This is a genomic window from Limnohabitans sp. T6-5 (assembly GCF_003063315.1).
Classification (GTDB): domain Bacteria; phylum Pseudomonadota; class Gammaproteobacteria; order Burkholderiales; family Burkholderiaceae_C; genus Limnohabitans_A.
In genome coordinates this window covers 40,903-65,859 of record NZ_NERV01000004.1, presented here as the reverse complement: position 1 = coordinate 65,859, position 24,957 = coordinate 40,903, and the positions used below count along the sequence as shown (strand labels likewise).

Here is a 24,957-nt window from a genome sequence, read left to right as displayed (position 1 = left end):
CACCTGTCGGGGCTGAAGCCACCGACCTACGAATACCCCGTCCCCCGTAGGTCGGTAGCTTTAGCTCCGACATTCTTGGCCTCGGCGCAGGCTTCATGTCGGGGCTGAAGCCGCCGACCTACGAATACCCTGTCCCCCTGTAGGTCGGCAGCTTTAGCTCCGACATTGTTGGCTTCGGCGCAGGCTTCATGTCGGGGCTGAAGCCGCCGACCTGCGAATACCCTGTCCCCTGTAGGTCGGTAGCCACAGAGCCGACATGGGTGGCTTCGAAGCCGAGCTGACATTTTGTGGGCCCCTTACTTCACAAACTGGTTCATTTCCATGATGGGCATCAGCACCGCCAGCACGATGAGCATGACCAAACCACCCATGCCCACGATGAGCAGGGGTTCCAGGATGGTGGCCAGGGCCATGGCGCGGCGTTGCACTTCAGACGACAGCTGCGTGGCGGCCCTTTGCAGCATGACTGGCAGTTGGCCGGTCTGTTCCCCCAGTCGGGCAAACATGGACAGCAGGCCGGGAAAGCGGGCGTTTTGGGCCAACGCTGTGCCCAGGGGCGCGCCTTCTCGCACACGTACCAACGCTTCAAGCGCGTCGGCCCGCAAGGCCTGGTTGGACAGTGTGTCGGCCGCTGCCTGCAGGGCCTTGAGGATGGGCACCCCAGCAGCAGTAAGCATGGCCAAGGTGGAGGCAAATCGGGCGCTGTTGTAGCCGCGTGCCAGGCGTCCGACGAGGGGCAAGCGCAGCCAAGCGGCGTCAAAGCGCAGGCGCAGGGCGGGTTGACGCAGCGCCATGCGGCCAGCCATGAAGGTCAGCACCAGCGTCAACAGCATGAGCCAGCCCCAGTGGCGCACCCCATCGCTGATGGCCAGCATGGCCACCGTCAGCAGGGGCAGCTGGCGCTTGGTGCCTGCAAACACCCCGGCCACTTGCGGCACCACCGAGGTGACCAGAAAAATCACAATCGCCAGCGCCACCAGGCTCACGATGGCGGGGTACAGCGCGGCGCCCATCAGTTTGGCGCGCAGCAGCTGCTGGTCTTCCAGGTCGTTGGCCAGCTGGTTGAGCACATCGGCCAGGTGCCCGCTTTGCTCGCCTGCGGCAATCACGGCCAGGTCAATGGCCGGGAACTCGTTCGGGTGCAGGCCCAGCGCCCGGCCCAGGCTGCTGCCTGAGTTGACTTCGGCGCGGATGGCGGCCATCAGCAAGCCTTGTTTCTCGTCTTCGGCTTCATCGGCCAGGGCAGACAAGGCGCGCTCGACAGGCAGGCCGCTGCCCACCAGACCGGCCAGCTGGCGCGTCCACACGGCCCGTTCGCTGGCGCTGAAGGCGCGCGAACGGCCCACCGGGCGCTGCCACCAGGGCACATCTGGGCCGCTGGCGCTGCTGCCGGAGGCAATGGCCTCGACGCTCAAGGGCACCAGGGACTGGGCGCGCAGTTGGCTGCGGGCAGATTTTTGGCTGTCGGCCTCGATCACGCCCTTGCGCATGGCGCCATCGGCTTGCAGGGCTTCAAAACGGTAGGCGGGCATGGGTCAAGGGTCTTCAGTGGCTGAAATAAATCACGCCCAGCTGGCCGCCGTAAACGACCGCTTGGCCGCTGGGCAGCACGGGGTTGATGAACTGGCTGGCGCTCAGTTGCGAATAAAACGCCCAGCGCTGCGTAAAGCGTTGGCGGTAAGTGATTTGCGCGCCCCAGTTGCCCAGGCCTGCATCCTGGCGCAGGGCCGAGCCGGGCGAGCGCGCCGCCGTGCTTTGCCAGTGCGCGGCATTGCCCCAAGTGGTGTAGGCGCTCAGCAGCATGGCGCTGTCATCGTCCAGTGGCTGGATGTAAGTCACTGTGGGCGAGGCGGTGGTGCCGTCGCCGCGCCCGAGCACGTCTTGCGTCAGGCTCAGGCCGGCCAGCCATTGGCGTGAAAACTTGTAGTCCAGATTGGCCCGCAGGCGCAGGGTTTTGCGGCCGCTTTTGAAGGCGTCAAAGTCAGCGTCCTGGTCGAGGTTGATCACGCTGGCGGACAGGCCGGTCTGCCAGTTGCTGGTTTTGAGCCAGTCATAGGTCAGGGCGTTGTCTTGCAGGGCTTGGCCAAAGCGGTGCCAGTTGGCCCCCTCGACCGTCCCGACCCGCCAGCGCCCATAGCGCAGGCCCAGCGTGGGGCGCAGCTGCATGTGGCCAGGGTGTCGCAAATCGCCCATGTCCAGTTTGGCGCCCAGGCTGTAGTCCCATCGGCTTGGCGGGGGTGGGGGCTGGGCCGGTTCTGTGGTTGCGGGCAAGGGCGCTGCCTGTGGCATGGCGTCCGGTGTCTGTGCGAAAGCGCCTATCCCGGCGCCCAGCAGCAGGCCAAGCAGGACCTGATTCATGTAGGAGCCAGCCCTGCTGGCGATAGAGCACAGGTGCAGCGCAGGCAATCGCTTGCAGGGCAAGCTCCTACAAAATGCGGCTACCGCTGCACATCGCTTGCAGGGCAAGCGCCTGCAAACACCTGTGTCTTCATGGACATCACCGCGCAGCGGGCGTGCTGGGGCAAATAACGCCAGGAGGGACGTTGGAGCCAGGAGGGCGGTCAAACCTTGCATCAGTCCCGCGTCACGCGCAGCAGTTCTTCGGCGCTGGTGATGCTCGCGTCCACCAGGCGCTGGCCGTCGTCGCGCATGAGCACCATGCCTTGGGCCAGCGCGGTGGCGCGTAAATCGGCTTCGGCGGCGCGGTTGTGGATTTGGGCCTTGATGTCTTCACTGGCCACCAACAGTTCAAAAATACCGGTGCGCCCGGCATAACCGGTGTGGCCGCAGGCGTCGCAGCCCGCGCCGTGGCAGGCGGTGCAGCGCTTGCGCACCAGACGCTGAGCCAGCACGCCCAAGAGCGACGAGCTGAGCAAAAACGGCTCCACCCCCATGTCGATCAGGCGGTTCACGGCGCTGGTCGCATCGTTGGTGTGCAGCGTGGCCAGCACCAGGTGGCCCGTCAGGGACGCCTGAATGGCGATTTGCGCGGTTTCAAAGTCGCGGATTTCGCCAATCATGATCACATCCGGGTCTTGCCGCAGGATGGCGCGCAGGGCCTTGGCAAACGTCAGGTCGATCTTGGCGTTCACCTGGGTTTGGCCCACGCCGGGCAGCTCGTATTCGATGGGGTCTTCCACCGTCATGATGTTGTTGCGCGTGGCGTCCAGCCGCTGCAAGGCGGCATACAGGCTGGTGGTTTTGCCCGAACCGGTGGGGCCGGTGACCAGCAAGATGCCGTGCGGCTGGTTAATCAACTGGTCTATTTGCGCCAGCACCTGGCCCTGCATGCCTACCGCTTCGAGCGTCAGGCGCGCCTCGCTTTTGTCCAGCAGTCGCAGCACGGCGCGCTCGCCATGCGCGCTGGGCAGGGTGGACACGCGCACATCCACGGCGCGTGAGCCCAGACGCAGGCTGATGCGGCCGTCTTGCGGGAGTCGTTTTTCTGCAATGTCGAGTTCGGCCATGATTTTCAGGCGCGAGATCAGTGCAGCGTGCAGCGCCCGGTTCGGTTGTACGACCTCGCGCAGCGTGCCGTCGATGCGGAAACGCACACTCGAATGGCGTTCATAGGGCTCGATGTGGATGTCGCTGGCGCCGTCGCGTGCGGCCTGGGTGAGCAAGGCGTTGAGCATGCGGATGATGGGCGCGTCGTCGCTGGCCTCCAGCAGGTCTTCCACGGCGGGGAGGTCTTGCATCATGCGCGAGAGGTCGGCTTCGGACTCGACCTCGTTGACGATGGCCGCCGCTGTGGAGCCGCTGTGCGCCTGGCCGCCGGAATAGGCCTGGTGGACCAGGCGGCTCACCTCAGACAGCGTGCTGTGCTGCAGGTTCAGTGCGGACGTGCCGAACTTGCGCGTGACTTCAGACAGCGCGGCGCGGTCGCTGCTTGGGCACAGCCACAGGGTCAGGCCTTGGCCGTCGTCTTCGAGCAGCAGCTGGTGCGTGCGTGCAAACGCGTAGGGCAGGGGGTAACGCATACCGGGCTCAGGGCTTCTGGGTGGCTGGCGCAGGCACAGGCAAGGCGGGCAGCACGGCCGCGCCCGAGATGGGCAGGGTGGACGTGCCCACCGGTTGCACGCCTTGCTGGTTCAAGCGCATTTGTTCGTAACGGCCCATGGACAGGGCTTCGGTGGCCGCGCCGTCGCGCACCACCACCGGGCGCAGGAAGACCATGAGGTTGGTTTTCTTGCGGCTGCGCGCTTCAGACTTGAACAGGTTGCCAAAAAAGGGCAAATCCCCCAGGCCGGGCACTTTTTCCTGGCTGGTGCTGGTGTCGTCTTGCAGCAAGCCGCCCAGCACCACAATCGAGCCGTCTTCCACCAGCACGCTCGACTCGATAGAGCGCTTGTTGGTGATCAGGCCCGAGGTGGACGAGCTTTTGCTGTCGATGCTGCTCACTTCCTGGAAGATCTGCATCTTCACCGTGCCGCTCTCGCTGATTTGCGGCTTGACGCGCAGCGTCAGGCCCACGTCTTTGCGCTCGATGGTTTGGAAGGGGTTGACCGCGCCGCTGTTGCTGTTGTTGGCCGTGTACTGGCCGGTCACAAAGGGCACGTTCTGGCCGATGACGATCTTGGCCTCTTCGTTGTCCAGGGTCAGCAAATTGGGCGTGGACAGCACATTGGCGTCGCCTTCACTTTGCAGAAAACGGGCCAGCGCGCCCAGCGCCAACACCCCGTTGCGCTGCTGCCCCACGGCCACATTCAGCCCGGTGGACGCGGTGTATTTGCCCGTGGCCGCATTGGCCGCCAGACTCAGCAAATTGGTGCCCCCCACAGAAAAGTTGGTGCCCAGCAAGCCCACAGCGCTGCCATTGGTGCCGGTGCCGCTCATCCACTGCACGCCAAACTCGGCGGCCTTGTCGGCGCTGACTTCGGCAATCAAACTCTCCACAAACACCTGGGCGCGGCGCTGGTCGAGCATGTCGATGACGCTGCGCAACTGGCGGTATTGCGGCTCGGGCGCGGTGATGATGAGCGCGTTGGTGGCCGGGTCGGCCTGGATTTGGCCGCCAGTGGAGGGCTGGGCGCTGGCGCTCAGGCCTGTGCCTGCTGCCCCGGGCGTGCCCGCCGGAGCCGAGGTGGGCGTGCTGCTGACGGCCCCGCTGGTGCCCAGGGCGCTGGAGCTGATGGCGGCGCGCAGCGTGGTGGCCAGTTTGGTGGCGTCGGCGTTTTTCAGGTAGACCACATGGATGTTGCCGCTGGCCGCGTTGGCGCCGCTGGCGTTGGGCTGGTCGAGTTGTTCGATCAGGCTGCGCGTGAGCGCCAGGCGCGCCGGGTTGGCCGCCCGCACGATCAGGCTGTTGGTGCGCACTTCGGCCAGCACGGTGGTTTTGAAGCCGGTGTCGGCCTGGCCGGGCGTGGCCGGGGCAGCTGCTGCGCTGCCCGCTGCGGCGCCCGAATCCAGCAGGCGCTGCACCAGGGTGGCCACATCCGGGGCGATGCCGTGCTTGAGGCGAATCACCTCGACCCCGGTGGCGTTGGACACATCGAGTGCGGCAATGATGCGGCCCAGGCGCTGCAGGTTGTCGCCATAGTCGGTGATCACCAGCGCGTTGGTGCCGGGGTTCACGTTGATGGTGTTGTTGGGGCTGATCAGCGGGCGCAGCACCGGCACCAGGTTGTTGGCGTTTTCGTGGTTCAGCCGAAAAATTTGCGTCACGATCTGGCCGCTGCTGGCGGGCACGGCGCCTGCCGACACGCTGGCGCTTTGCAGCTTGGCTTCGGCTTCGGGCAGCACGGTGTAGAGCCCGGCGGATTCGACCACGGCAAAGCCCTGGGTGCGCAGCTGGCTGGCAAACAGGCGCAGCGCCTGCGCCGGGGGCACGGGCACGGTGCTCGACAGCGTCATCGTGCCCTTGACACGCGGGTCCACCACCACGTTGTGCCCCGACAAGGTGGCCAAGGTGCGGGCCACGGCGTCGATTTCGGCGTTTTGAAAGTTCAGCGTCACCGGCTCTTTGGGGTTGATGGGCTTGGGCGTTTGCGCCCCGGCGGGCGTGCCCAGGCAAGCCCAGGTGAGCGCGGCGGCTGTCAACAGGGTGTGCAGTGAGCCAGACAGTGAGCGGAGGGTGAAAGGTGGCATGTGGTGCATGGGTTTATCCCAGTGAAAGCAGGCTGCGCGTGCCCTGACGGCGGCCGATGATGTTGAGCAAATTGGACAAGGCGGCCTCGCTGCCCGCTTGGGCACTGGCTTCGCCGCTAAAGCGCAGGCGCTGGCCCACCCATTGGCCCTGGCCTTGCAGTTGCAAGGGGCCTTGCAGGGTGCTCAGCTGCAGATCGGGCGTGGCCGAGCCTTCGGGCGTGCCTCGCAGCTGAATGCGGTAACTGCCCATGGGTTGCAAGGTGCTGAGTTTGGAGGACATGTTCAGCGCGTCGAGTTCGGCCAGGCCTTGCAGCCGCAAACGGCCGGCCGCCCAATGCAGCTGCAGCGATTGGCTGCGCAGCTGGAGTTGTCCGGCCGCTTGCAAGGTGTTCCAGGGGGCGCCCAGGCCCGACAGCAAAGCGGCAGGCCAGGTCGAGGTGTGGTCGCTCAGCTGCAATTGCAGCGTGGACAGGCCCGCCTGCAGCCGGGCGCTCGCGCTTTGCTGCATGCAGCAGTCGGCCAGAAATTGCAGTTGCAAGGACATCCAGCCGGGGGTGATGTGCCACTGCAAGCGCCCGGGCAGGGCCTGCGCGTCGCGGCTGCCCGCGCCGCCACTGAGCACCAGCTGGGCCGAGCCCTGCCAGACCGTGCCCCGCGCTTGGTGCAGCTGAACCTGCCCTTGGCTGGCTTGGTCAAGGCCCCAGGCCAGCCAGCGTGCGGGCGCCCACACGAGCAGCGCCAGGCTCAGGCCCAGGCAGGCGCCCCAGACGGCTGGGCGCCAAGGGCTGCGCGCCGGGGCAGCGGACGGGGGCAGGCCTGCGCGCCGACCTGAGAACCGGGTGAGGGCTTTCAAGTCCTGACGCTTCAGGGCCGAGCGGGGCAGGGTGGTTTGCATCACAACAGGGCGCATCAAGGCAGGCTCAGAACCAGGGTGCCGCTCCAGCGCACCGCGCTGCTCTGGGCGGGGGCATCGGGGGTCTTGGCCGCAGGCGATGCAAGCGATGCTGGGCCAGGCTTGGCCGTTGCAGGCTCGCTGACTTGTCGCAACTGGGCTTGAACGGGCAAGGCCTGGGCGTGTTCGCGGGCTTGCTGCAGCCAGCGGGTCAGGCCGTCGGCGGGGGCCGCTTGCAGGCTCACGGTGGCGCGCTCACCTTGCAGGCTGAGCTTGGCGTCGGCGCCCAAGGCGGCAAGGTTGCGTTCGAGCCACTGCACGGCGTCAGCGCGGGTGATGGCTGAAGGTTTTTTCAGGCTTTGGGCCTGGGCTTGCAGCTGGCGCATCTGGGCGCTTTGGCGGTCAAGTGCGGCTTGGCGGGCGGGGGCTTCGTTCCAGGTTTGCAAGGCCGGGGCCAGGGCGATGCGCCAGACGGCGGCCAGGGCCAAGATTACGGCTGCCAGGCTGAGCAGCTGGCGTTCGCGAGCGCTGCGCTGTGCCCAGGCGGCACGCAGCGAAGCGCGCAGGGGCGCCGTGGTGGCTTGAAGTTGGTTTTGCCAGGTGCTCATGGTTGCGCTTCTTTCGTGCTCATGACCCCGGCCGTGCCGTCGGTACGCCAGGCATAGCCTTGGGCGCTCAGCGATTTTTCAAGAGCCTGTTGCGCGCTGGCGCTCAAGCTCAGCTCAGGCAGGCGCAGCTGGCCAGGTTCAAACTGAAACTGCGTGGGGGCCGCGGTGCCCGCAGGCCAGCTTTGCCCCAGGGCGCCGAGCATGGTTTCCAGGTCGGGCGCGCTCAGTTGGCCCGAGCCTTGGCGCAGCCGGGCCACTTCGCGGGTCATTTGCAAAGGTGCATCCACCACCACCTGGGTTTTGGGGAAGGTCTCGCGCAGCATGTGTGCCCAGCTGCTTTGCTGGGCCTGCCAGTCGGCGCGTGTTTTGTAGGCCCACACATTGAGCCCCAGCAACTGGCTGGCCAGCAACACGCCCAGGCCCCAGCGGGCCGGGCGCCAGTCGCGGCTGTGCCACAGGTGGCTGGCGCTGCGTTGCCAGTTTTTCAGGCGCCGCGCACGGGCGTTGGCCTGAAATTCAAATTGCGCCAAGTCCCAGTCCGTGCCCAAGGCCTGCAGCCAATGCTGCTTGGGTGCCACCATGGGCGCCTTCAGGCCCAGGCGCTCGCTCACCCAGCTCACCACGCTTGGCTCGGCGCTCAAGCTGGCGCTGCCGCGATCTTCGTCGCTGAGCACATCTTGGGCCGTCAGCACACTGGCCATGGGCAGGCCCCACACGCCGCGATCGGCCTGCTGCAGCCACAGCCAGCCTTCATCGGCCGGGCCAACGGCCGTGATGTGCAGCGCCGCGCCCACGGGGGCAAATTCGGGCACGATGCGGTGCACCGTGATGCCGGCCGACTCCAGGGCCTGCAGCTGCGCGCTCAGCCAAGCGCGGTCACAGGCGGCCACCCAGGGCTGCTCGGTGGTTTTCCATTGGGCTTGCAAGGCCAGGTGCATCTGCGCCGGGTCGTCAAGCAGGGCGTCTTCCAGCAGGCCTTGCAGGGCAGCTTGCAGTCGCGACGCCTGTTTGTGCAGCCCGGCGGGCAGCGAAACACGGTGCCAAGACAAAGCCCCGGCGGGCACCAGGGCCACGACTTCGGTCTGCCGGTCGGCGCGGGGCAGCAAGGCGGTTTGCGCCCATTGCAGGTTCAACGAGGCCGCAGGGGCATCGGTTTGCACCAAGGCATGCGCATACACCGTGGTGGTGCCAGGCATGCCCAAGGGCAGTTGAATGATCAGAGTTCGCATGAGCTTTTTTAACCTAGAAAATGCAGTTGGACGCACCCGAGGGTGCGGCCATGGGGGGCAATGGCCAGGCGCGAGGAGGCAGCAGGCTGCCCCCCTGCAACGACGAGCAACGCCGCCAGTGCCCCCCAGGGCCGTGCCATCGGGTGCGTAGCGGTATCAGCCACAAGGTGAGCGTCTTCGTGGTCACAGCGTTCAGGATGCACAGGGTTTCCAGCGTGGTCAAAGCGGTCAACTGCGTTTTCTAGGTTCATTGTAGGGTCGGGGCCAGCGTGAGCTGCGGGCTGCGCACCCGCCACAGCATGCGCACCTGGTTGCCTTCACGACGCACCAGCGCCAGGTCTTGCTGCACCACGTTGTCGATGCGCATGCGCCCGAGTACCTCGAAATATCGGCTGCCCACGCTGTGTTGTTGTTCGTTGACCCCTGTGCCTGCCGCCCCCAAGGCCTGGCGCACGGCGTCCAGCGATGTCCAGGGCGCCTTGTCGCGCTGCTGCACCAATTGGCGCGCAGCGGCCAGGTCCAGGCCGGGCAGGCTGGCCATCAGCACCTCAGCGCTGGCCGTGTTCAGGTTCACCGGCGTGGCTTCGGGCAGCACGCTGACAAAGCCTTCGAGCGCCCGCGCTGTGGCCGGGCTCAGGCCCAGCCAGACCAGTTGGGCGGTTTGCTGGGGCAAGAGGGGTGTTTGGGCGGTGTTGCCTGCCGTGGCTGATGTGCTGCTTTGCAGCGCCGCCTGCAATTGGCGCGACAGCGTTTGCAGCTCTTGCAACGGCAGGTCCAGGCGTTCAAACAAGCGCGCAAAACGTGCCAGCTGGACCTTGGACACCTGGCCGTCTTCGATCAGGTTGCGCACATTCAGGCGCGACTGCGCATCGGTGATCTGGCCCGAGAGAAAAACCTCGGCATCACCTTCTTGCCACTTTTGGTCTTGCGACAGGAAATTCGACAACTTGGATTCCTGCACCGGCAAAGCCCAGGGCTCACCCAGGTGGTCCACAGCGCCGCTGGACAAACCGTCTTCGCGCAAGATCAAGCGCGTCCAGTCCAGGGCGCCGGTCATCATCCAGGCCGTTTGGCTGCGCCCACGTTCGGCGGTTTCGATCTCGACCTGGCGCCACTGTTGCCACAGTGCAGCGCTGGCCAGCGTGGCCACCAGGGCCACGATCAGCATCGCGGTCAGCAAGGCGGCACCGCGTTCCGCCTGTCGGTGAACGACGCGGGGATGCGGGTATTCGCAGGTCGGTGGTCGCAGACCCCGACGTTCGTTGGAAGGCGGCAATGGCTGAATTTGGCGTTGGGGGTTCTGCGGGCACATGTCGGACTCTTCGAGTGCCGACCTACGGGGGGCGCGGTCGGCTGGGTGTGTGCTGTGCCTTTGTAGGTCGGCGGTCGAAGACCCCGACATGCGGCATGTGCCAAACCACAAACGCCGGATGCCCCGAAAGCAAATGTCGGACTCTTCGAGTGCCGACCTACGGGGACTGTTGCCGCAAGCGTCTGCACATTGCCTTTGTAGGTCGGCGGTCGAAGACCCCGACATGCGGCATGTGCCAAACCACAAACGCCAGATGCCCCGAAAGCAAATGTCGGACTCTTCGAGTGCCGACCTACGGGGACTGTTGCCGCAAGCGTCTGCACATTGCCTTCGTAGGTCGGCGGTCGAAGACCCCGACATGCGGCATGCGCCACACCACAAACCCCGGATGCCCCGAAAGCACATGTCGGACGCTTCGAGTGCCGACCTACGGGAGCCGTGTCCGCTTGCAGCAGCGCGATGACCTTGTAGGTCGGCGGTCGAAGACTCCGACATGGAGCATGCGCCACACCACAAATGCCGGATGCCCCGAAAGCAAATGTCGGACGCTTCGAGTGCCGACCTACGGGGACCGATACGAATGCGGTGCTTGTCATGGCGCGGTTCTTGTGGTTTGCGTGCTGCGCTCATGGCAGGGCTCCAGACAAGGTCGGGCGTATCCAGTCCAGGGTCAAGGCGCCTGCGCCAGACGGGCCGGGCGGCAGCGTCAGGATCAGGCGCACGCCGTCGGGCGGCGTGCTGCTGGCTGTGGCGCTATTGGCAGGGCTGCTGGTTGGTGGGGGCGTGCCGGACGTGCTGCCGGACGAACTTGTGGATGAACCGGGCGTGACCGCATCACTCGACAGCGGGTTGGTCCAGCTGCCGCCCCGGTGCACAAACAGCTGCCAGCCGCTCAAGGGGTGGATGTTGACCTCGCCTGCCTGCGAGGCGGGCGTCGGCGTTTGGCTCCATTCCCGGGCCAGGTTCCAGGCGTTTTGCCAGTCGCTGCGCAGGTGCAAGGGCGCCGATTGCCAGCGCAGCCAGTCGCCGCCACCGGGGCGCCCCGGGTTGTTGCGCCAGGTCCAGGCCACCACCTGCACCTCGGCGTCCAGGGCCGCACGGCGCGTGAGCCGCAGCACCTTGCCGTCCCAGTCCCAGCTGGGCGTGCCGCCCAACTCTGCCAGTTGGTCCAGATCGGTTTGCCACTGCGCCAGACCCGCTTGCAAGGTGCGCACCTCGTCCGAACGCACCTGCAAGCTGCTTTGCGTGCGCAGCATCCCGTCCAGGCCGCGCCAGGCCATGAGGGACATTAAAGCCATGACGCTGATGGCCACCAGCACCTCAATCAGCGTGAAGCCGCCACAGACAGATGTCGGACTCTTCGAGTGCCGACCTACGGGGGCGGTGGTCGGCTGAGCGTGTGCAGTGCCTTCGTAGGTCGGCGGTCGAAGACCCCGACATTTTTCATTGCACAGGCTGAACGCAAGCCGTGCCATCAATTGCGACCCATCACGGTGGACAGCTGCAGCACATACTGGCCCTCGTCCAGCACGCGTGCATCCACCCGCCTGAAGTTGGGGTTGGGCGTGGGGCGCACCGACAGGTCCACCACCAACAAGCGGCCCACTTGCGGGCATTCAATTTGGGTGTTGCCGGTGTCGGGTAATTGGCGCAGCAGCCGCAAGCGGATCAATTCGTTCTCGGCGCAAATTTGCCCCAGCATGCTCACGTTCTGGCGCTCGGCGTTCTGGCTGAGCGAGCCGGTGGCCTTGAGCCCTGCCAGCAAAGCCACCGCCACAATGCTCAGCGCCACCAGCACCTCGATCAAGGTGAAGCCTGTTTGCGTTCTGGCCCGCTGATGGTGTAACGGTCTATGGGCGCTCGTGGCATCGCGCTCGCCCCATGTCGGGGTCTTCAACCGCCGACCTACCAAGGCACCACACACGCCAAGCTGGTCACGGCCTTCGTAGGTCGGTACTCGAAGAGTCCGACGTGGCTCGTGAACAGAGGCATTCGCATTGTCGGCATCGCGCACGCCCCATGTCGGGGTCTTCGACTGCCGACCTACCAAGGCACCGCACACGCCAAGCTGACCACGGCCTTCGTAGGTCGGTACTCGAAGAGTCCGACGTGGCTCGTGAACAGAGGCATTTGCATTGTCGGCATCGCGCAGGCCCCATGTCGGGGTCTTTGACCGCCGACCTACCAAGGCACCACACACGCCAAGCTGGTCACGGCCTCCGTAGGTCGGTACTCGAAGAGTCCAACGTGGCTCGTGAACAGAGGCATTCGCATTGTCGGCATCGCGCACGCCCCATGTCGGGGTCTTCGACCGCCGACCTACGAAGACATTGCTCAGCGGCATCTGGTCACGGCCTTTGTATGTCGGGGTCTTCGACCGCAGACCTACCAAGGCACCGCACACGCCAAGCTGGTCACGGCCTCTGTAGGTCGGTACTCGAAGAGTCCGACGTGGCTCGACCCACCCACTGCTCATGGCGTCAGCCCTGTGCGTGTGCTTTGGACCTTGAAGGGTCGCAGGCCGTCGGTGACGACCCACACGGTGCGCGTGGCCGTGGTGGTGTTCAAGGCAATGGCTTGGGGAGCGATCAAGGGTTCGGGTCCCAGCACAATCGGCTGCTCGGTTTGGGCGCGGGTGGTGTCCGACAGCCAACGTTTGGGCAAGCCCGGTGCGGGCAGGCCTTCAAACACAAAGCCTGAACCCTCTGCCCGCCACACCACGGCCAAGCCACTGGCGCGGGCCTGAGCACGGGCGGTTTCTAGCAAGGCGGCCAAGCGGTCGGCATCGCGTTCCAGGGCGCTGTCGGCGCTGTCACGCAAGCTCAGGCTGACACCGGCTGTGGCGATGGCGATCAGGGCCACCACGACCAGCAACTCCAGCAAGGTGAAGCCGCCCGAATGCGCGTGTGCAAGGCGGCGGGGCTTATTGCCAGCTGCCGATGTCGGCATTGTTGCCTTCGCCGCCGGGCTGTCCGTCAGCGCCAAAGGACATCACATCCACCTCGCCTTTGATGCCGGGGTTCATGTATTGGTAAGCGCGGCCCCAGGGGTCGTTGGGCAGTTTGTCCAGATAAGGCTTCCAGTTGCCAGGCACGGGCTCGGTGGTGGGCTTGGCAGTCAGGGCCTTGAGGCCTTGTTCGCCGCTGGGGTAGCGTTGGTTGTCCAGCTTGTAGAGCTTGAGCGCCTGCATCAAATTGCCCACATCGGTGCGGGCGGCCGTGATGCGTGCATCGTCTGCGCGACTGAGTACATTGGGCACGATGAGCGCGGCCAGCACGCCAATGATGGCCAGCACGACCATGAGTTCGATCAGGGTGAAACCGCGTTGGCGGCGGGGCATGTGTAGTGAGTTTGTAGACATAGCGTCCATCATAATCTGAGCATGCGCACCCTCCATGACATGTCCACCACCCCTTCAGCTTCAAAGCCCTTTTCACTGAATCGTTGGCCCTGGCGCTATGGCTTGACGCTGCTGGCGTGGTCAGCAGCTGCGGCCAGTCTGGTGTATTGGTTTTTGCAGTTCCCGGTGCAAGACGGCATGCTTCCAGCGTCCGAAACACTGACGGTGAGCCAGCGCACACAAGCACCAAGCGATGCCGGTCTGGGGCGAGCCTTGGGCGTGGTCACGGCAACAGCCGCAGCGCCCACACCACAAGCCGCACGCTTTCAGCTCATGGGCGTGATCGCCGCCAGTTCAGGCCAGGGCAGCGCGCTCATTGGCACCGACGGCCTGCCGCCCAAGGCCTATCGGGTGGGGCAGGTGGTGGCTGATGGCGTGGTGCTGCAAAGTCTGGAGCCACGACTGGCCCGGCTGGGCACCGGCCCCGCCAACGGCTGGACACTTCAATTGCCTGGGTCGGACAAAGCGCCTTGATCCAGCACAACACCACCAGTCCTGTTCGCGAGTGGGATGGTGGGGGGGGCGTGGGAAATCGCTTGCAGGGCAAGGCTCCTACAAAATGCTGGGATTCAAGCCCGCAAAAACAGCCGATAAACCGGGTTATCCGTCTCTTCCGCATACGGATAACCCAGCGCTTTGAGGAACTTGTCAAACGCCTTGTCGTCCTTGGGTGGTACTTGAATGCCCACCAGAATGCGGCCGTAGTCGGCCCCCTGGTTGCGGTAGTGGAAGAGGCTGATGTTCCAGCCCGGACGCATCAGGCTGAGGAACTTGAGCAAGGCACCTGGCCGCTCGGGGAACTCAAAGCGCAGCAGGCGCTCGTCTTGTGACAGCGCCGAGTGCCCGCCCACCATGTGGCGGATGTGTTCTTTGGCCAGTTCGTCGTGCGTCAGGTCCAGGGCCTTGAACTTGTGTTTGTTGAAGTTGGCTGTGATCTTGGTGCTCTCGCCCTTGCCCTGCGTGCTCAGGCCCAAAAACACATGGGCTTGGTCTGAATCGCTCATGCGGTAGTTGAACTCGGTCACGTTGCGGGGGCCGCCCGGCAAGCTGCCGATCAGCTCCAAAAAGCGCTTGAAGCTGCCGCGCTCTTCGGGGATGGTCACGGCAAACAGGGCTTCTTTTTCTTCGCCCACATCGGCGCGCTCGGCCACAAAGCGCAGGCGGTCAAAGTTCATGTTGGCGCCGCACAAAATGGCGGCGTAGGTCTGGCCTTTGGTCTTGTGCGTGGCCACATATTGTTTGATGGCCGCCACCGCCAGCGCGCCTGCGGGCTCCACGATGGAGCGGGTGTCCACAAAAATGTCCTTGATGGCCGCGCACACCGCGTCGGTGTCCACCGTCATGAATTCGTCCACCAGGCCCCGCGCCACGCGGAAAGTTTCTTCGCCGACCAGCTTGACGGCGGTGCCGTCCGAGAACAAGCCCACATCGGCCAAAGTCACGCGTTTTTTGGCAGCCACCGACTGCATCATCGCGTTGGAGTCGTTCATCTGCACCCCAATCACCTTGACCCCGGGCCGCACCGCCTTGATGTAGTTGGCCACGCCGCTGATGAGGCCGCCGCCGCCAATGGCCACGAATACGGCATCGAGCGGCCCCGTGTGTTGGCGCAGCATCTCCATGGCGATGGTGCCCTGGCCCGCGATCACATCCGGGTCGTCAAACGGATGCACAAAGCTCAGGCCCTGCTTTTTTTCCAGCAGCACTGAGTGGTTGTAGGCGTCGGAATAGCTGTCGCCAAACAGCACCACCTCGCCGCCCAGGTTCTTGACCGCGTCAATCTTGACTTGGGGGGTGGTGGTGGGCATGACGATGACGGCGCGGGCGCCCAGCTTGCTGGCGCCCAGCGCAACGCCTTGTGCATGGTTGCCAGCAGAGGCGCAGATCACGCCTTTTTTGAGCTGCGCTGGGGTCAGGTGCGCCAGCTTGTTGTAGGCCCCACGCAGCTTGAAGCTATGCACCGGTTGCTGGTCTTCACGCTTGAGCAGCACCTGGTTGTTCAGGCGACGCGACAGGTTTTTGGCGATCTCCAGGGCCGACTCGGTGGCCACGTCGTACACGCGGGCGTTGAGGATTTTGATCAGGTAATCGGCGGGTTTGAGGTGAGGGGTGGTCATGCGCAAGCGGTCGCACAAAGGGGAGCGACGGTCAAAAGGGTGAGCACCGATGATAACGGGCCAAAAAAAATGCCCCGAGCCTTGCGGTTCGGGGCAAATCCACCTTTTCAGAGGGTGGAGGAGACAAAGGGTCCGTGCAAAAAAGCACGACTGTTCGCAATTTTAGCGATATTTTTGCTGCGGTGCAGCAACCGGGTGTATCAATTTGCAAAATCTTGTAAAGACATGGGGCGGTACATCGTCGAAGCACAAGCCAACGACGGAGCATGGTCGTTTTGCCAACGCCGTCTTTCAGCGTGTAGGGCTGCCCGGTAGGTCGGCAGCTTCAGCTCCGACGTTCGTGGCTTTGACTCAGATCCATGTCGGGGCTGAAGCCGCCGACCTACAAGAGGCGGGGTTGTCATGGGGCGCGAGGCCAGGCTTTAACATATGAGCCGCTTGAACAGCACCTCAGAACAGATTGGGAATCACACAATGGAATGCACAGTTACCTGGACCGGCGCTGCCGGCACCCGCTCGGGCATGGGCTTTTTGGCCGAAACAGGCTCGGGCCACATGATCGCCATGGACGGCGCGCCCGATGCCGCCAAGCCTGAAAACGGTGGTCAAAACCTCGCACCCCGCCCCATGGAAACCTTGCTGGCCGGCACGGGCGGCTGCACCGCTTACGACGTGGTCCTCATCTTGAAGCGTGGCCGCCATGACGTGCGCGGTTGCAGCGTCAAACTGAGCAGCGAACGCGCCGAGGTAGACCCCAAGGTGTTCACCAAAATCAATATGCATTTCACCGTCACGGGCAAAGCCATCCCGGCCAGTGCCGTTGAGCGCGCCATTGCCATGAGCCACGACAAATACTGCTCGGCCAGCATCATGCTGGGCAAAACGGCCGAGATCACGACCAGTTTTGAGTTGGTGGAAGTGGTTTAAAATTCTGAAAAAATGGAATTACTTTCCATAAATTCAGGAAGTCATGCGCCTTCGCACACTCAGTCAAACCATACACACGATCAGCCAGAGCTTTCCGGTGCTGATGGTCACGGGTCCCCGCCAGGTGGGCAAAACCACTTTGTTGGACATGTGCAGCGAAGGCGCCAGGTCCTATGTCACCTTGGACGATCTGGAAATGCGACGTTTGGCGCAGCAAGATCCGGCGCTTTTTCTGCAAACATGGCCGGCGCCTGTGACGATTGATGAAGTGCAGTACGCGCCGCAACTCTTCAGCGCCATCAAAATGGTGGTGGACAGGGACTCAAGAAACGGCTTGTTTTGGCTCACAGGGTCTCAAAAATTTCAGCTCATGCAAGGTGTGACCGAGAGCCTTGCGGGCAGAGTGGCCATTTTGGATCTGCTCGGTTTGTCTCAGGCCGAGCAACAAGACCGAGCCCTCCAAGCGGTGCCATTTGTGCCTACGCCAGAATGGATTGGTCATGCGCGCAGCGCGGCCCAAGATATGCCCCTGAAGGCGCTTTATGAACAAATCTGGATGGGCTCATATCCGCGTTTGCTAAGCCAAGGCCCTCAAAGCCGCGATATTTTTTACCGCTCTTACGTTCAAACCTATGTGCAGCGTGATGTGCGCGATCTGCTCAAAGTTTCTGATCCCCTGAGTTTTCACCTTTTTTTAAGTGTGGTGGCAGCCAGAACAGGGCAACTGCTCAACTATGCCAATCTGGCCAATGAAGTAGACATCGACACCAAAACAGCCAAGGCCTGGTTGTCGGTGCTCGAAGCGTCGGGGCTGGTGTATTTGCTGCAGCCTTATCACCGCAATTTGACCAAGCGGATGATCAAGTCGCCCAAGCTGTATTTCCTGGACACAGGTTTAGCCGCTTATTTGACGAAATGGGGCTCCCCCGAGGCGCTGGAGGCAGGCAGTATGTCTGGCGCCATGCTCGAGACTTGGGCAGTCACCGAAATCCTTAAAAGCTATTGGCACAACGGAAAAGAAGCGCCAATTTACTTTTATCGAGATACAGAACAAAAAGAAATTGACCTGCTCATTGAGGTCAATGATGTGATCTATCCAGTAGAAATCAAGAAAACGGCAGCGCCGTCTGCGCAGATAGGGAAAGCATTTTTGGCCGCCGAGAATTTGGGCAAAACCTTAGGGCCTGGCGCCGTGCTGTGCCTGACGCCGCGCGATGTGCCCTTGTCCTCCACTGTGACAGCCATTCCAATGGCCTATCTGTGAGTCTCTGGCGCACATATCCAGCCGTGATGTTCAAACCCGGGGCGCCACCGTCGTCATCACCTTGGCGGCGACTTTCATCAGCCCTTTGACGGGTGCAGGCAACTCGACGGCCCCCGCTTGTTGCGCCATGTGGGCGTGCGCGATTTCATCTGTTTTCATTTGCGCCACGATGGCCCTTGAGGCCGCATCGGCCGCTGGCAGCCGGTCCATGTGGCTTTGCAGGTGGGCTTCGACTTGCCGCTCGGTTTCAACCACAAAGCCCAGACTGACACGGTCCCCGCCCAACTTGCCTGCCGCGTATCCAATGGCAAAAGCCCCCGCATACCAAAGAGGGTTGAGCAGCGACGGGCGGTCTTTCAATTCATTCAGGCGCTGCTGCGTCCAGGCCAGATGATCTGTTTCTTCGCGGCTGGCCTGCGCCAATTGCGCCCGCAAGGCGGGGTTGGTGCAGGCCAGCGCCTGGCCGGTGTACAGCGCCTGGGCGCAGACCTCACCCACATGGTTCACCCGCATCAAGGCTGCCGCCTCGCGCCGTTCGGCGTCGCTCAGCACCCCTTCGGGTGTGGTGGCAGTGGGTGTCGGGCGGCTGGCACGGGGCTCGGCCCACAAAGTGCGCAAAGCACTGTCAGCGGCCAGGATCAAAGCGTTCAAAGTCATGAGGGGAGTTTAAACAACTGGGTTGAACCATGCGTGATGCAGATCAGGTGATGATGTGCAATGGACCAAGTTACCAGATAAGAAAGCGTCAAAAACAGCTTGTTCAGCAATCTTTAAATGAGGATTTTTTGGAGAGAACTGTGATGCTTACAGTCCTTGAATCACCGCCCATACCGGTCGGTAAGATCAAGAGCATTGGACCTTTTGGGCCTCAGTATGAAGTCGGCCATGCAGTTCGTCAGCTGAGCGATGGTGACTGGTTGGTAGAGGTCACGATGGTTGATACGGGAGAAAAGGCGGAATACCGCCTGACTCATTTGGCCGATGATCGGGAGGCGCACTGAAGTATGCAGTGGCTTTTGATTTGGTTGTGGCCGACACTGAATTGAACCATCTGAAGGGGCATGACTTATTGATTCGGCCCGATGAAGTTTGCAAGAACGCTTTTTTGTGGGAGCGGCGCCCTCGCCGCGATTGAGCCTCGCAGACCACCACCCATCGCCCCGAGGGCGGGGCTCCCACACTGATCGCTGTGCCCAAGAAAAGCCGTTGACTTCAAACTTCACAGGGCCGGATCAATAGAAAAGTTGTCGATGCGCGTGGTGGCATGGCTTCTACTGCCGAGAAGGCGCATCTTTCTCGTGAGACCCTCTACCGAACGCTATCAACCCGTGGTAACCCGACGATCAGAACTCTCAACGCCGTGCTCAAGGCCACAGGCTTGAAATTCGCAGTCACGGCACACTGAAGCCGCCGCCCTACAACACATCCCTCGTAGGTCTGAGTTTCAGCGCCGACAACGCAGCCTTCGGCACAGGCCCCACGTCGGGGGGAGAATGCATACCCTCGCAAGCAAAACCATAATTTCATCCCGACCGCACCGTTGCCAGAGGCAAGAACAGCGTCTGCGGTGATTCAGGCAGACCCATCAAACCATGATGCAAACAAAAAACCTTTGGGCCATCGTTATTTGCATCCTCCATCAAGAAACTTGCTGCTAACCCTCAACGATTGCGACGACTGAGCGGATCAGCAAGCAGTGAAATGAATCAAAAGTGAGTATTTTTGGATGTATAAACGCCATAGAAAAAGCCCGCACAAGGCGGGCTTTTCTATCTATCGTACGTCCCTAGGGGGAGGCTTTCGCCCGCAAGTCCTAGTGGCTAGTCGGACAATTATAAGACACAAATTTGCATGTCACATACAGAACCTCTACAAACGATAAAGTCAATGCTGTCAGATGCGCGTCTTGCAACTTTTGAGGCGGCAATCCATTCGCCAGGGCCAATATTGCCGCGTGCATTGGCTTTGTATGCATGGAATGCGCAAATATCAGCAGCCTTACTTGCGCCTTTGCATGTCTGTGAGGTGGTCATCCGCAATGCGGTGTCAGATGCGTTGGCCGCTGTCTATGGGAGCCAATGGCCGTGGGAGAGCGTTTTCGAAAATAGCTTACCGAGTCCAAAAGTTGGCTTCAATCCGCGCCATGAACTTGTTCGTGCTCGCGCTCGTGAGCAAAGCACCGGCAAAGTCATCGCTGAACTCAAAATGGTTTTTTGGCAAAAAATGTTCACCGGACGGTTCGATACCCGATTGTGGAATGATCATCTGTTCAGCGTGCTGCCGCATTTGGATGCAACAAAATCTGTCCAAGAACTGCGTCGACTGATTCATGGAGACTTGGAACAGTTGCGCGCTTTACGAAATCGCATTGCGCACCACGAACCCATTTTCAAACGCCCCTTGAAAGATGACTTCGTCAAGATGCAAGAATTGATTGCATTTCGATGTCCAACAACGTCTTTATGGATGGCCAACAACCAACAGGCCACCTCGTTGATGACAGCTAAACCAGTGTGAACACCACCCCCAGCGTGTCAGAAACCTAAAAGTGATGATCACAAAATTCCATTTTTGGGGTTTCGGCGCTGCAAAGCGCGGTTTTTGGACCAGATTCGTTGATTTGAACTTAACGAGTGGTCGCCTGGAAGTTTTCACGATAAGTTAGGTTGCGCACCGTGGGACGAGATTTCAAAATTCTAGTGTGACGTATCGAACAGACACTTTTCAAAGGGATAAAAAAAACCGCAATTTTTTGGGGTTCTGAGAACCGATCCGAAGCGGCGGTTATTTCAGTCAAATTGGGTATTTGCAGAAGTTCCAATGAAGGTTTGTCAGAGCGAGTAACGTTCAATGCACCTGATAAGTTGTTGATTTGAATGATTAAATCGTCAAATTTGATATTGCCCATAAGGGTAAAACCGGGTGCATGTTGCACGATTGCAACGGAAAGCCCTTTTCTTTTTCAAAAACCTTGGAGAAGGCCAAAGGCTCTGGTGCAATACATCCAACCTTCCGGATTTGGAGGTTGGCTCTGAGTTTTGAGGGGTGATATCCACCCACCGAATTCAGAGCTCTTGTTTAACCTTGGAGAAACTTGCAATGAAAAAATCTCTGATTGCTCTGGCTACATTGGCTGCCGCTACTGGCGCTTTCGCTCAATCTTCTGTGACCATCTCCGGTCAACTGGACGCTGGTATCAGTTCCACTGAAGTCGGTGCAGGCGCAACAAAGTCTACTGCAACAACCATGGGCAGCGGCATTCACGGTGCTTCGCGCCTGCGTTTTGTAGGTGTGGAAGACCTGGGCGGCGGCACAAAAGCCAATTTCTGGTTGGAAATGCAACCTAGCTTCGCAGATGGTTCAACAAGCGCTAAGCTGTTCAACCGTGGTGCTTGGTTGGGCGCTTCCGGTGGCTGGGGAGAAGTTCGTTTGGGTCGCCAAGGCACCAACACGATCGGAGCAGTGTGCACAATCGATCAGCACGGCTGCTACTCTGGCTTCTCTGGTGGCGGCATCTTGTTCTCCGGCCAAGCAACACCTGGTTTGAATAATGCTGGCTGGATGTTGGCTAACCCCACTCGCGGGAATGCACAAGCTGCTTCGACCGATGTTACAGACTCCACACGTTACGTGAAGGCCGTTCGTTACAGCCTGCCTGAATTGGTTGCAGGCTTGGCAGTTAATGCAACTTATGCATACGGTACAGCTGCTTCTGCTGGTGTTGCTGCTTCTGGCAACAGCTCTGGCGTTGATGCAACATACACATCTGGCCCATTGGCTGTTGTGTTTGCTTACCAAAAAGCTGATGCTGACGCTACAGTCCAGAGCACGGGTACCCTGACTACTATTGGTGCTACGTACGACCTCGGCGTCGTGAAATTGGGTGCTGGCGTCCAAAGCGAAAAAGCAACTGCAGCAGGTACTGCTGTTGCATTCACAAAGGGTGATTCATATGCTCTGACAGCAACTGTGCCTATGGGCGCTTTGACACCTTACGTTAAGTATGGCGAGCACAAGTATGACAACGCAACCGGCACAAACGCCAAGATCGCTAACGTTGGCGTGCGTTACGCTTTGAGCAAGCGGAGCTTGGTGTATGTGGACTACGTCACCAACAGCGCTGCTCTGGTAAACACATCCACATCTGCTAAGTCCATGACATCTTTGGGCCTGCAGCACACTTTCTGATCTGACGCTGACGCAAGTCAGCTGAAATATTAGAAAAAGAAACCCACCGTGGCAACACGGTGGGTTTCTGCTTTATGACAATTTATAAATTATCAAAAATGAAAAATACTCAACTCTTCGCGCTCTCCGCTTTGGCCTTCATTTCTTCTGCAGCTTTCGCAGAAACAGGTGTCAACATCTATGGCCGCGGTAATGTGTCGCTCGAACGTCAAACAGTTGGCTCTGCTACTGAAAACGTGTTCGTGGACAACTCTTCACGTATCGGCGTGCGTGCCACCCGTGACATCGCTGGCGGCATGACCACAGGCGTGACACTGGAAGCAGGCACCAACTTGACCACCGGTTCGACCAACTCGACCTTCTTTGCTCGTGAAGCCACAGTGTCCTTGGGCGGCTCATTCGGTCAGGTCAAACTGGGGCGTTTGGCCGGTTCTGCCGCTTACTTTGCAACTGCTGACTACGTCAGCAACCACAACCACGACACAGGCACTTCTTCTGACGCTCTGTGGGATGCCGCTTCTGCATTCCAATTTGACCGCGCAGTGGCCTACACATCGCCCAAATTCAACAATATGGTCGTGGAAGCCCAATACGGCCTGAAAAAAGGCGCTGACGGCAATGGCATCACCAGCACCAAAGTGAGCCCGCTGTCTATGGCGGCCAACTATTCAATGGATGCCCTGCAATTGGGTCTGGGCTATGAGCGTGGTGCAAATGGCGATACAACAGACACTCTGAACGCCGTGACCGCACGCGCTTACTACACCATGGGCCCACTGGGTTTCGGTGGTTATGTTCAGAAAACGTCGGGCACTGGCGTTGACCGCACAGCTTTCCGCCTGTCAGCCATGTACACCATGGGCCAGAATGAATTCCATGTGAATTTCGGTCATGCTGGCAACCGTGGCAGCGAAGCCAAATCGGGCGCCGACCAGTTTACGCTGGGTTACAACTTCATCCTGGACAAGCAGACCAAAGTGTATGCCTTGTACACCAAGCTGGATAATCAGGCCAACGCAGCTTATGACCTCGCTCGTACCTTCGCTTCGACCAACGCAGGTCAAAGTGCATCGTCTTACGGCGTAGGCATTCGCTACAACTTCTGATTTAACGCTGGCGCAAGCCAGCTGAAGATTTGAAAGTCTAAAAACCCACCGTGGCAACACGGTGGTTTTTTTCTGGGAATAATTGGGGTCAGACTCGGATCTGACCCCAATTATCCACAGTGGACAATTTTTCCAGTTTTCAGGCGGTGGTTGGAATATCGTAGATGACAACCTCGACCGACATATCTTCCAGTTCAAAGATTTCCAGCGCTTGGTTGATCAAATCGTCCAATTCTTCCAGCTGGTTGAGGGCTATCTGAAACAAGTCGCGTTGCCGTTGCAGGTCCATGGTGTACTCAGAATTCAGGCATACAAGCCCTGCATGTATAGCTTGTTTGGCATGCTCTCCGCCAAGCATGCCAACTCCAGCACCTCTGAAGTCGATGGCGTTATGAGTAACCAGTGTGAAGTCGCCTGCAACGACATGCTCAATGAGCTTCCAGTCTTTGGTTCCTGACAGGCCGCGATCTCGCACACAGGTGGACTCGTTGTGGCCAGCTTTAACCGCCATCTGCACAAGCTCAGGTGATAAGCATTCGTCGATGAGAAACCGGAGTGTCATGCGCTGACTGTGCGCTTCGCCATATGAGTGATTCGGCGTGAAATCCCTGGATTGACATCAGCCATACGACGCGGCCTACCGCGACGAGGATGTACTGCTTCATAAACCTTGGCAGACTGAACATGTGCTTCCGTGAGAAAGGGGTATGACGCCTTCAGGCGGTCCATTGAGATGCCTTCAGCCAACGAGCCCAGCACAATACCGATAGACACCCGTGTGCCTGCGAATACAGGTAATCCGTTCATGATTTCCGGGTCGGTATTCACCAGCGCGTCGGCCTGGTCCACTTCATTGGCTCGATAAAAGGCTTCTTGCAAAAACGGCAAAACATCGACTTCAACAAACTTGCGCTCAACCTTCCAGCTCATGGAATCTAGCAACGTCAAAGCCAAAATTTGGTCTTTGACTTGCAGCCGGTTGACTCGGGCACTGAGTTCGTCAAGCACTTGCTTACGGGCACTGGCAAGCAGCAAGTCCTCGGTCGCAAAGTAAAACTTGGCGAAAGCAGCGCCCAGGCGAGTGAACAGGCGACTATTGCCTTGCTGTTTAAAGAAGGGCTCTGGCACGAGGTGCTCATCCACAATCCGATTCATTTGTCGGTCGGTTAAGCCTGCGATGAATGCAGCTTCTGCACTGGGAACAAAGAGTGTTGTGGACATGGCGATAAACCTCCGGTAATTCGGAAGTGTATATGCAAGTGACATCGCAAGCAACCACTGGGCTTGTCGCCTCATACCGTGTTGCAGGCTCTTAGCAATGCCAATTTCAGAGGGTAGATCACAGCATCTTCAGATGACACGGTCATTCATGCGATTGCAAAATAATTGCGGGTAGATCCCAAATACCTTGATTCTGCGGATACCAAAAAGATTCCTCTATGTAATTTAATGTTTAAAAATCCATCTTTAAGTTGTAAAATTTAGTCTATGAATGAATTTCTAGACTTTAATTTCTCGTCTGCCGACGAAATTGGAAAGACGCTGGCACACCGGTTGAAAGTGTTGCGGGTCCAAAAAGAAATCGCTCAAGCGGACATGGCGCAGCGAATGGGCGTGTCTCGCAGCACGCTCAACACGCTCGAAAATACCGGCAAGGGTTCGGTGACCTCCTGGATCAAACTGGTGCAGTGCCTCGGTCAAGAAGCGCAATTGCAGGCACTGTTCAAACCAGTGATCACATCCATTGCCGACATGGTGCAACAGCAACAACCCGCTCGTCAGCGTGTCACCCGCAAGCGCCCTCGTACCGAGGACAAGTTTTGAAAA

26 protein-coding genes are annotated in these 24,957 nt (G+C 60.5%); 9 read left to right on the top strand and 17 right to left on the bottom strand.

All coding sequences use genetic code 11. From position 1 onward, the window contains the following. Window positions 1-296 precede the first annotated feature (296 nt). From gspF to gspG, 13 genes are all read right to left on the bottom strand, one after another. Window positions 297-1,532 (bottom strand): type II secretion system inner membrane protein GspF, encoded by a 1,236-nt coding sequence (gspF, locus tag B9Z51_RS15685; RefSeq protein ID WP_108376117.1) that lies wholly within the window; start codon window positions 1,530-1,532, stop codon window positions 297-299. Between the two features lie 13 nt (window positions 1,533-1,545). After that, window positions 1,546-2,358 carry a MipA/OmpV family protein gene (locus B9Z51_RS15680; protein WP_146187787.1) on the bottom strand — a complete coding sequence of 271 codons (813 nt, stop codon included), beginning with the start codon at window positions 2,356-2,358 and terminating at the stop codon, window positions 1,546-1,548. Window positions 2,359-2,573: 215 nt separating this feature from the next. After that, entirely contained in the window at window positions 2,574-3,980 is a 1,407-nt protein-coding gene (locus B9Z51_RS15675) for a GspE/PulE family protein (protein ID WP_108376115.1), read from the bottom strand. A gap of 7 nt (window positions 3,981-3,987) precedes the next feature. After that, entirely contained in the window at window positions 3,988-6,087 is a 2,100-nt protein-coding gene (gspD, locus tag B9Z51_RS15670) for a type II secretion system secretin GspD (protein ID WP_108376348.1), read from the bottom strand. Window positions 6,088-6,100: 13 nt separating this feature from the next. Next, window positions 6,101-6,997, bottom strand: a complete 897-nt coding sequence (gene gspN, locus B9Z51_RS15665) for a type II secretion system protein N (RefSeq protein WP_233255003.1) — start codon at window positions 6,995-6,997, stop codon at window positions 6,101-6,103. Beyond that, a complete protein-coding gene (gspM, locus tag B9Z51_RS15660; protein WP_108376113.1) occupies window positions 6,997-7,587 on the bottom strand; it encodes a type II secretion system protein GspM in 591 nt (196 codons plus the stop codon). Before gspM ends, gspN begins: the two co-directional genes overlap by 1 nt. Then, window positions 7,584-8,816 (bottom strand): type II secretion system protein GspL, encoded by a 1,233-nt coding sequence (gene gspL / locus B9Z51_RS15655; protein WP_108376112.1) that lies wholly within the window; start codon window positions 8,814-8,816, stop codon window positions 7,584-7,586. The genes gspM and gspL overlap by 4 nt, the downstream gene beginning before the upstream one ends. Before the next feature lie 13 nt (window positions 8,817-8,829). Then, a complete protein-coding gene (locus tag B9Z51_RS18920; protein WP_233255002.1) occupies window positions 8,830-9,048 on the bottom strand; it encodes a hypothetical protein in 219 nt (72 codons plus the stop codon). Window positions 9,049-9,063: 15 nt separating this feature from the next. Beyond that, the gene (gspK, locus tag B9Z51_RS15645; protein WP_108376110.1) at window positions 9,064-10,128 is read right to left on the bottom strand and encodes a type II secretion system minor pseudopilin GspK; all 1,065 of its coding nucleotides are present in this window, start codon (window positions 10,126-10,128) and stop codon (window positions 9,064-9,066) included. Window positions 10,129-10,754: 626 nt separating this feature from the next. Further along, window positions 10,755-11,441, bottom strand: a complete 687-nt coding sequence (locus tag B9Z51_RS15640) for a hypothetical protein (RefSeq protein ID WP_369959393.1) — start codon at window positions 11,439-11,441, stop codon at window positions 10,755-10,757. Between the two features lie 161 nt (window positions 11,442-11,602). Beyond that, a complete protein-coding gene (gspI, locus tag B9Z51_RS15635; protein ID WP_108376108.1) occupies window positions 11,603-12,025 on the bottom strand; it encodes a type II secretion system minor pseudopilin GspI in 423 nt (140 codons plus the stop codon). Between the two features lie 575 nt (window positions 12,026-12,600). Further along, entirely contained in the window at window positions 12,601-13,077 is a 477-nt protein-coding gene (locus tag B9Z51_RS15630; protein WP_108376107.1) for a prepilin-type N-terminal cleavage/methylation domain-containing protein, read from the bottom strand. Next, a complete protein-coding gene (gspG, locus tag B9Z51_RS15625) occupies window positions 13,052-13,468 on the bottom strand; it encodes a type II secretion system major pseudopilin GspG (RefSeq protein ID WP_233255001.1) in 417 nt (138 codons plus the stop codon). Before gspG ends, B9Z51_RS15630 begins: the two co-directional genes overlap by 26 nt. A gap of 42 nt (window positions 13,469-13,510) precedes the next feature. On the opposite strand from gspG, the gene B9Z51_RS15620 reads away from it, so the two are divergent. Then, the gene (locus B9Z51_RS15620; protein ID WP_233255000.1) at window positions 13,511-14,002 is read left to right on the top strand and encodes a general secretion pathway protein C; all 492 of its coding nucleotides are present in this window, start codon (window positions 13,511-13,513) and stop codon (window positions 14,000-14,002) included. A gap of 95 nt (window positions 14,003-14,097) precedes the next feature. On the opposite strand, the gene ilvA is transcribed toward B9Z51_RS15620, so the two are convergent. Next, entirely contained in the window at window positions 14,098-15,645 is a 1,548-nt protein-coding gene (gene ilvA, locus B9Z51_RS15615; RefSeq protein WP_108376346.1) for a threonine ammonia-lyase, biosynthetic, read from the bottom strand. 474 nt (window positions 15,646-16,119) lie between these two features. Between ilvA and B9Z51_RS15610 the strand changes: the two genes are divergently transcribed. Further along, on the top strand, window positions 16,120-16,572 hold the full coding sequence (locus tag B9Z51_RS15610) for an OsmC family protein (RefSeq protein ID WP_108376105.1): 453 nt from the start codon (window positions 16,120-16,122) through the stop codon (window positions 16,570-16,572). Window positions 16,573-16,615: 43 nt separating this feature from the next. Continuing rightward, window positions 16,616-17,836, top strand: coding sequence for an ATP-binding protein (locus B9Z51_RS15605; RefSeq protein ID WP_108376104.1), 1,221 nt, complete (start codon window positions 16,616-16,618; stop codon window positions 17,834-17,836). Between the two features lie 30 nt (window positions 17,837-17,866). Here B9Z51_RS15605 and coq7 read toward each other — a convergent pair whose 3' ends face one another. Continuing rightward, window positions 17,867-18,493 carry a 2-polyprenyl-3-methyl-6-methoxy-1,4-benzoquinone monooxygenase gene (gene coq7, locus B9Z51_RS15600; RefSeq protein WP_108376103.1) on the bottom strand — a complete coding sequence of 209 codons (627 nt, stop codon included), beginning with the start codon at window positions 18,491-18,493 and terminating at the stop codon, window positions 17,867-17,869. A 29-nt stretch (window positions 18,494-18,522) separates the two neighbouring features. On the opposite strand from coq7, the gene B9Z51_RS18695 reads away from it, so the two are divergent. The 5 genes from B9Z51_RS18695 to B9Z51_RS15575 all read left to right on the top strand — a co-directional run bounded on the left by B9Z51_RS18695 (window position 18,523) and on the right by B9Z51_RS15575 (window position 23,130). Further along, window positions 18,523-18,837 carry a DUF5397 domain-containing protein gene (locus B9Z51_RS18695; RefSeq protein WP_199227561.1) on the top strand — a complete coding sequence of 105 codons (315 nt, stop codon included), beginning with the start codon at window positions 18,523-18,525 and terminating at the stop codon, window positions 18,835-18,837. A gap of 263 nt (window positions 18,838-19,100) precedes the next feature. Then, on the top strand, window positions 19,101-19,241 hold the full coding sequence (locus B9Z51_RS19085; RefSeq protein WP_369959387.1) for a DNA-binding protein: 141 nt from the start codon (window positions 19,101-19,103) through the stop codon (window positions 19,239-19,241). A gap of 446 nt (window positions 19,242-19,687) precedes the next feature. Continuing rightward, on the top strand, window positions 19,688-20,353 hold the full coding sequence (locus B9Z51_RS15585) for a hypothetical protein (RefSeq protein WP_199227560.1): 666 nt from the start codon (window positions 19,688-19,690) through the stop codon (window positions 20,351-20,353). Window positions 20,354-20,935: 582 nt separating this feature from the next. Continuing rightward, window positions 20,936-22,024, top strand: coding sequence for a porin (locus B9Z51_RS15580; protein WP_108376102.1), 1,089 nt, complete (start codon window positions 20,936-20,938; stop codon window positions 22,022-22,024). A 98-nt stretch (window positions 22,025-22,122) separates the two neighbouring features. Further along, the gene (locus B9Z51_RS15575) at window positions 22,123-23,130 is read left to right on the top strand and encodes a porin (protein ID WP_158272911.1); all 1,008 of its coding nucleotides are present in this window, start codon (window positions 22,123-22,125) and stop codon (window positions 23,128-23,130) included. A gap of 139 nt (window positions 23,131-23,269) precedes the next feature. On the opposite strand, the gene B9Z51_RS15570 is transcribed toward B9Z51_RS15575, so the two are convergent. Continuing rightward, window positions 23,270-23,692, bottom strand: coding sequence for a DUF5615 family PIN-like protein (locus B9Z51_RS15570; RefSeq protein ID WP_108376100.1), 423 nt, complete (start codon window positions 23,690-23,692; stop codon window positions 23,270-23,272). Then, window positions 23,689-24,351, bottom strand: a complete 663-nt coding sequence (locus B9Z51_RS15565; RefSeq protein ID WP_108376343.1) for a DUF433 domain-containing protein — start codon at window positions 24,349-24,351, stop codon at window positions 23,689-23,691. The genes B9Z51_RS15570 and B9Z51_RS15565 overlap by 4 nt, the downstream gene beginning before the upstream one ends. 267 nt (window positions 24,352-24,618) lie before the next feature. Between B9Z51_RS15565 and B9Z51_RS15560 the strand changes: the two genes are divergently transcribed. Next, entirely contained in the window at window positions 24,619-24,954 is a 336-nt protein-coding gene (locus tag B9Z51_RS15560; RefSeq protein ID WP_199227559.1) for a helix-turn-helix transcriptional regulator, read from the top strand. Window positions 24,955-24,957: the final 3 nt, after the last annotated feature.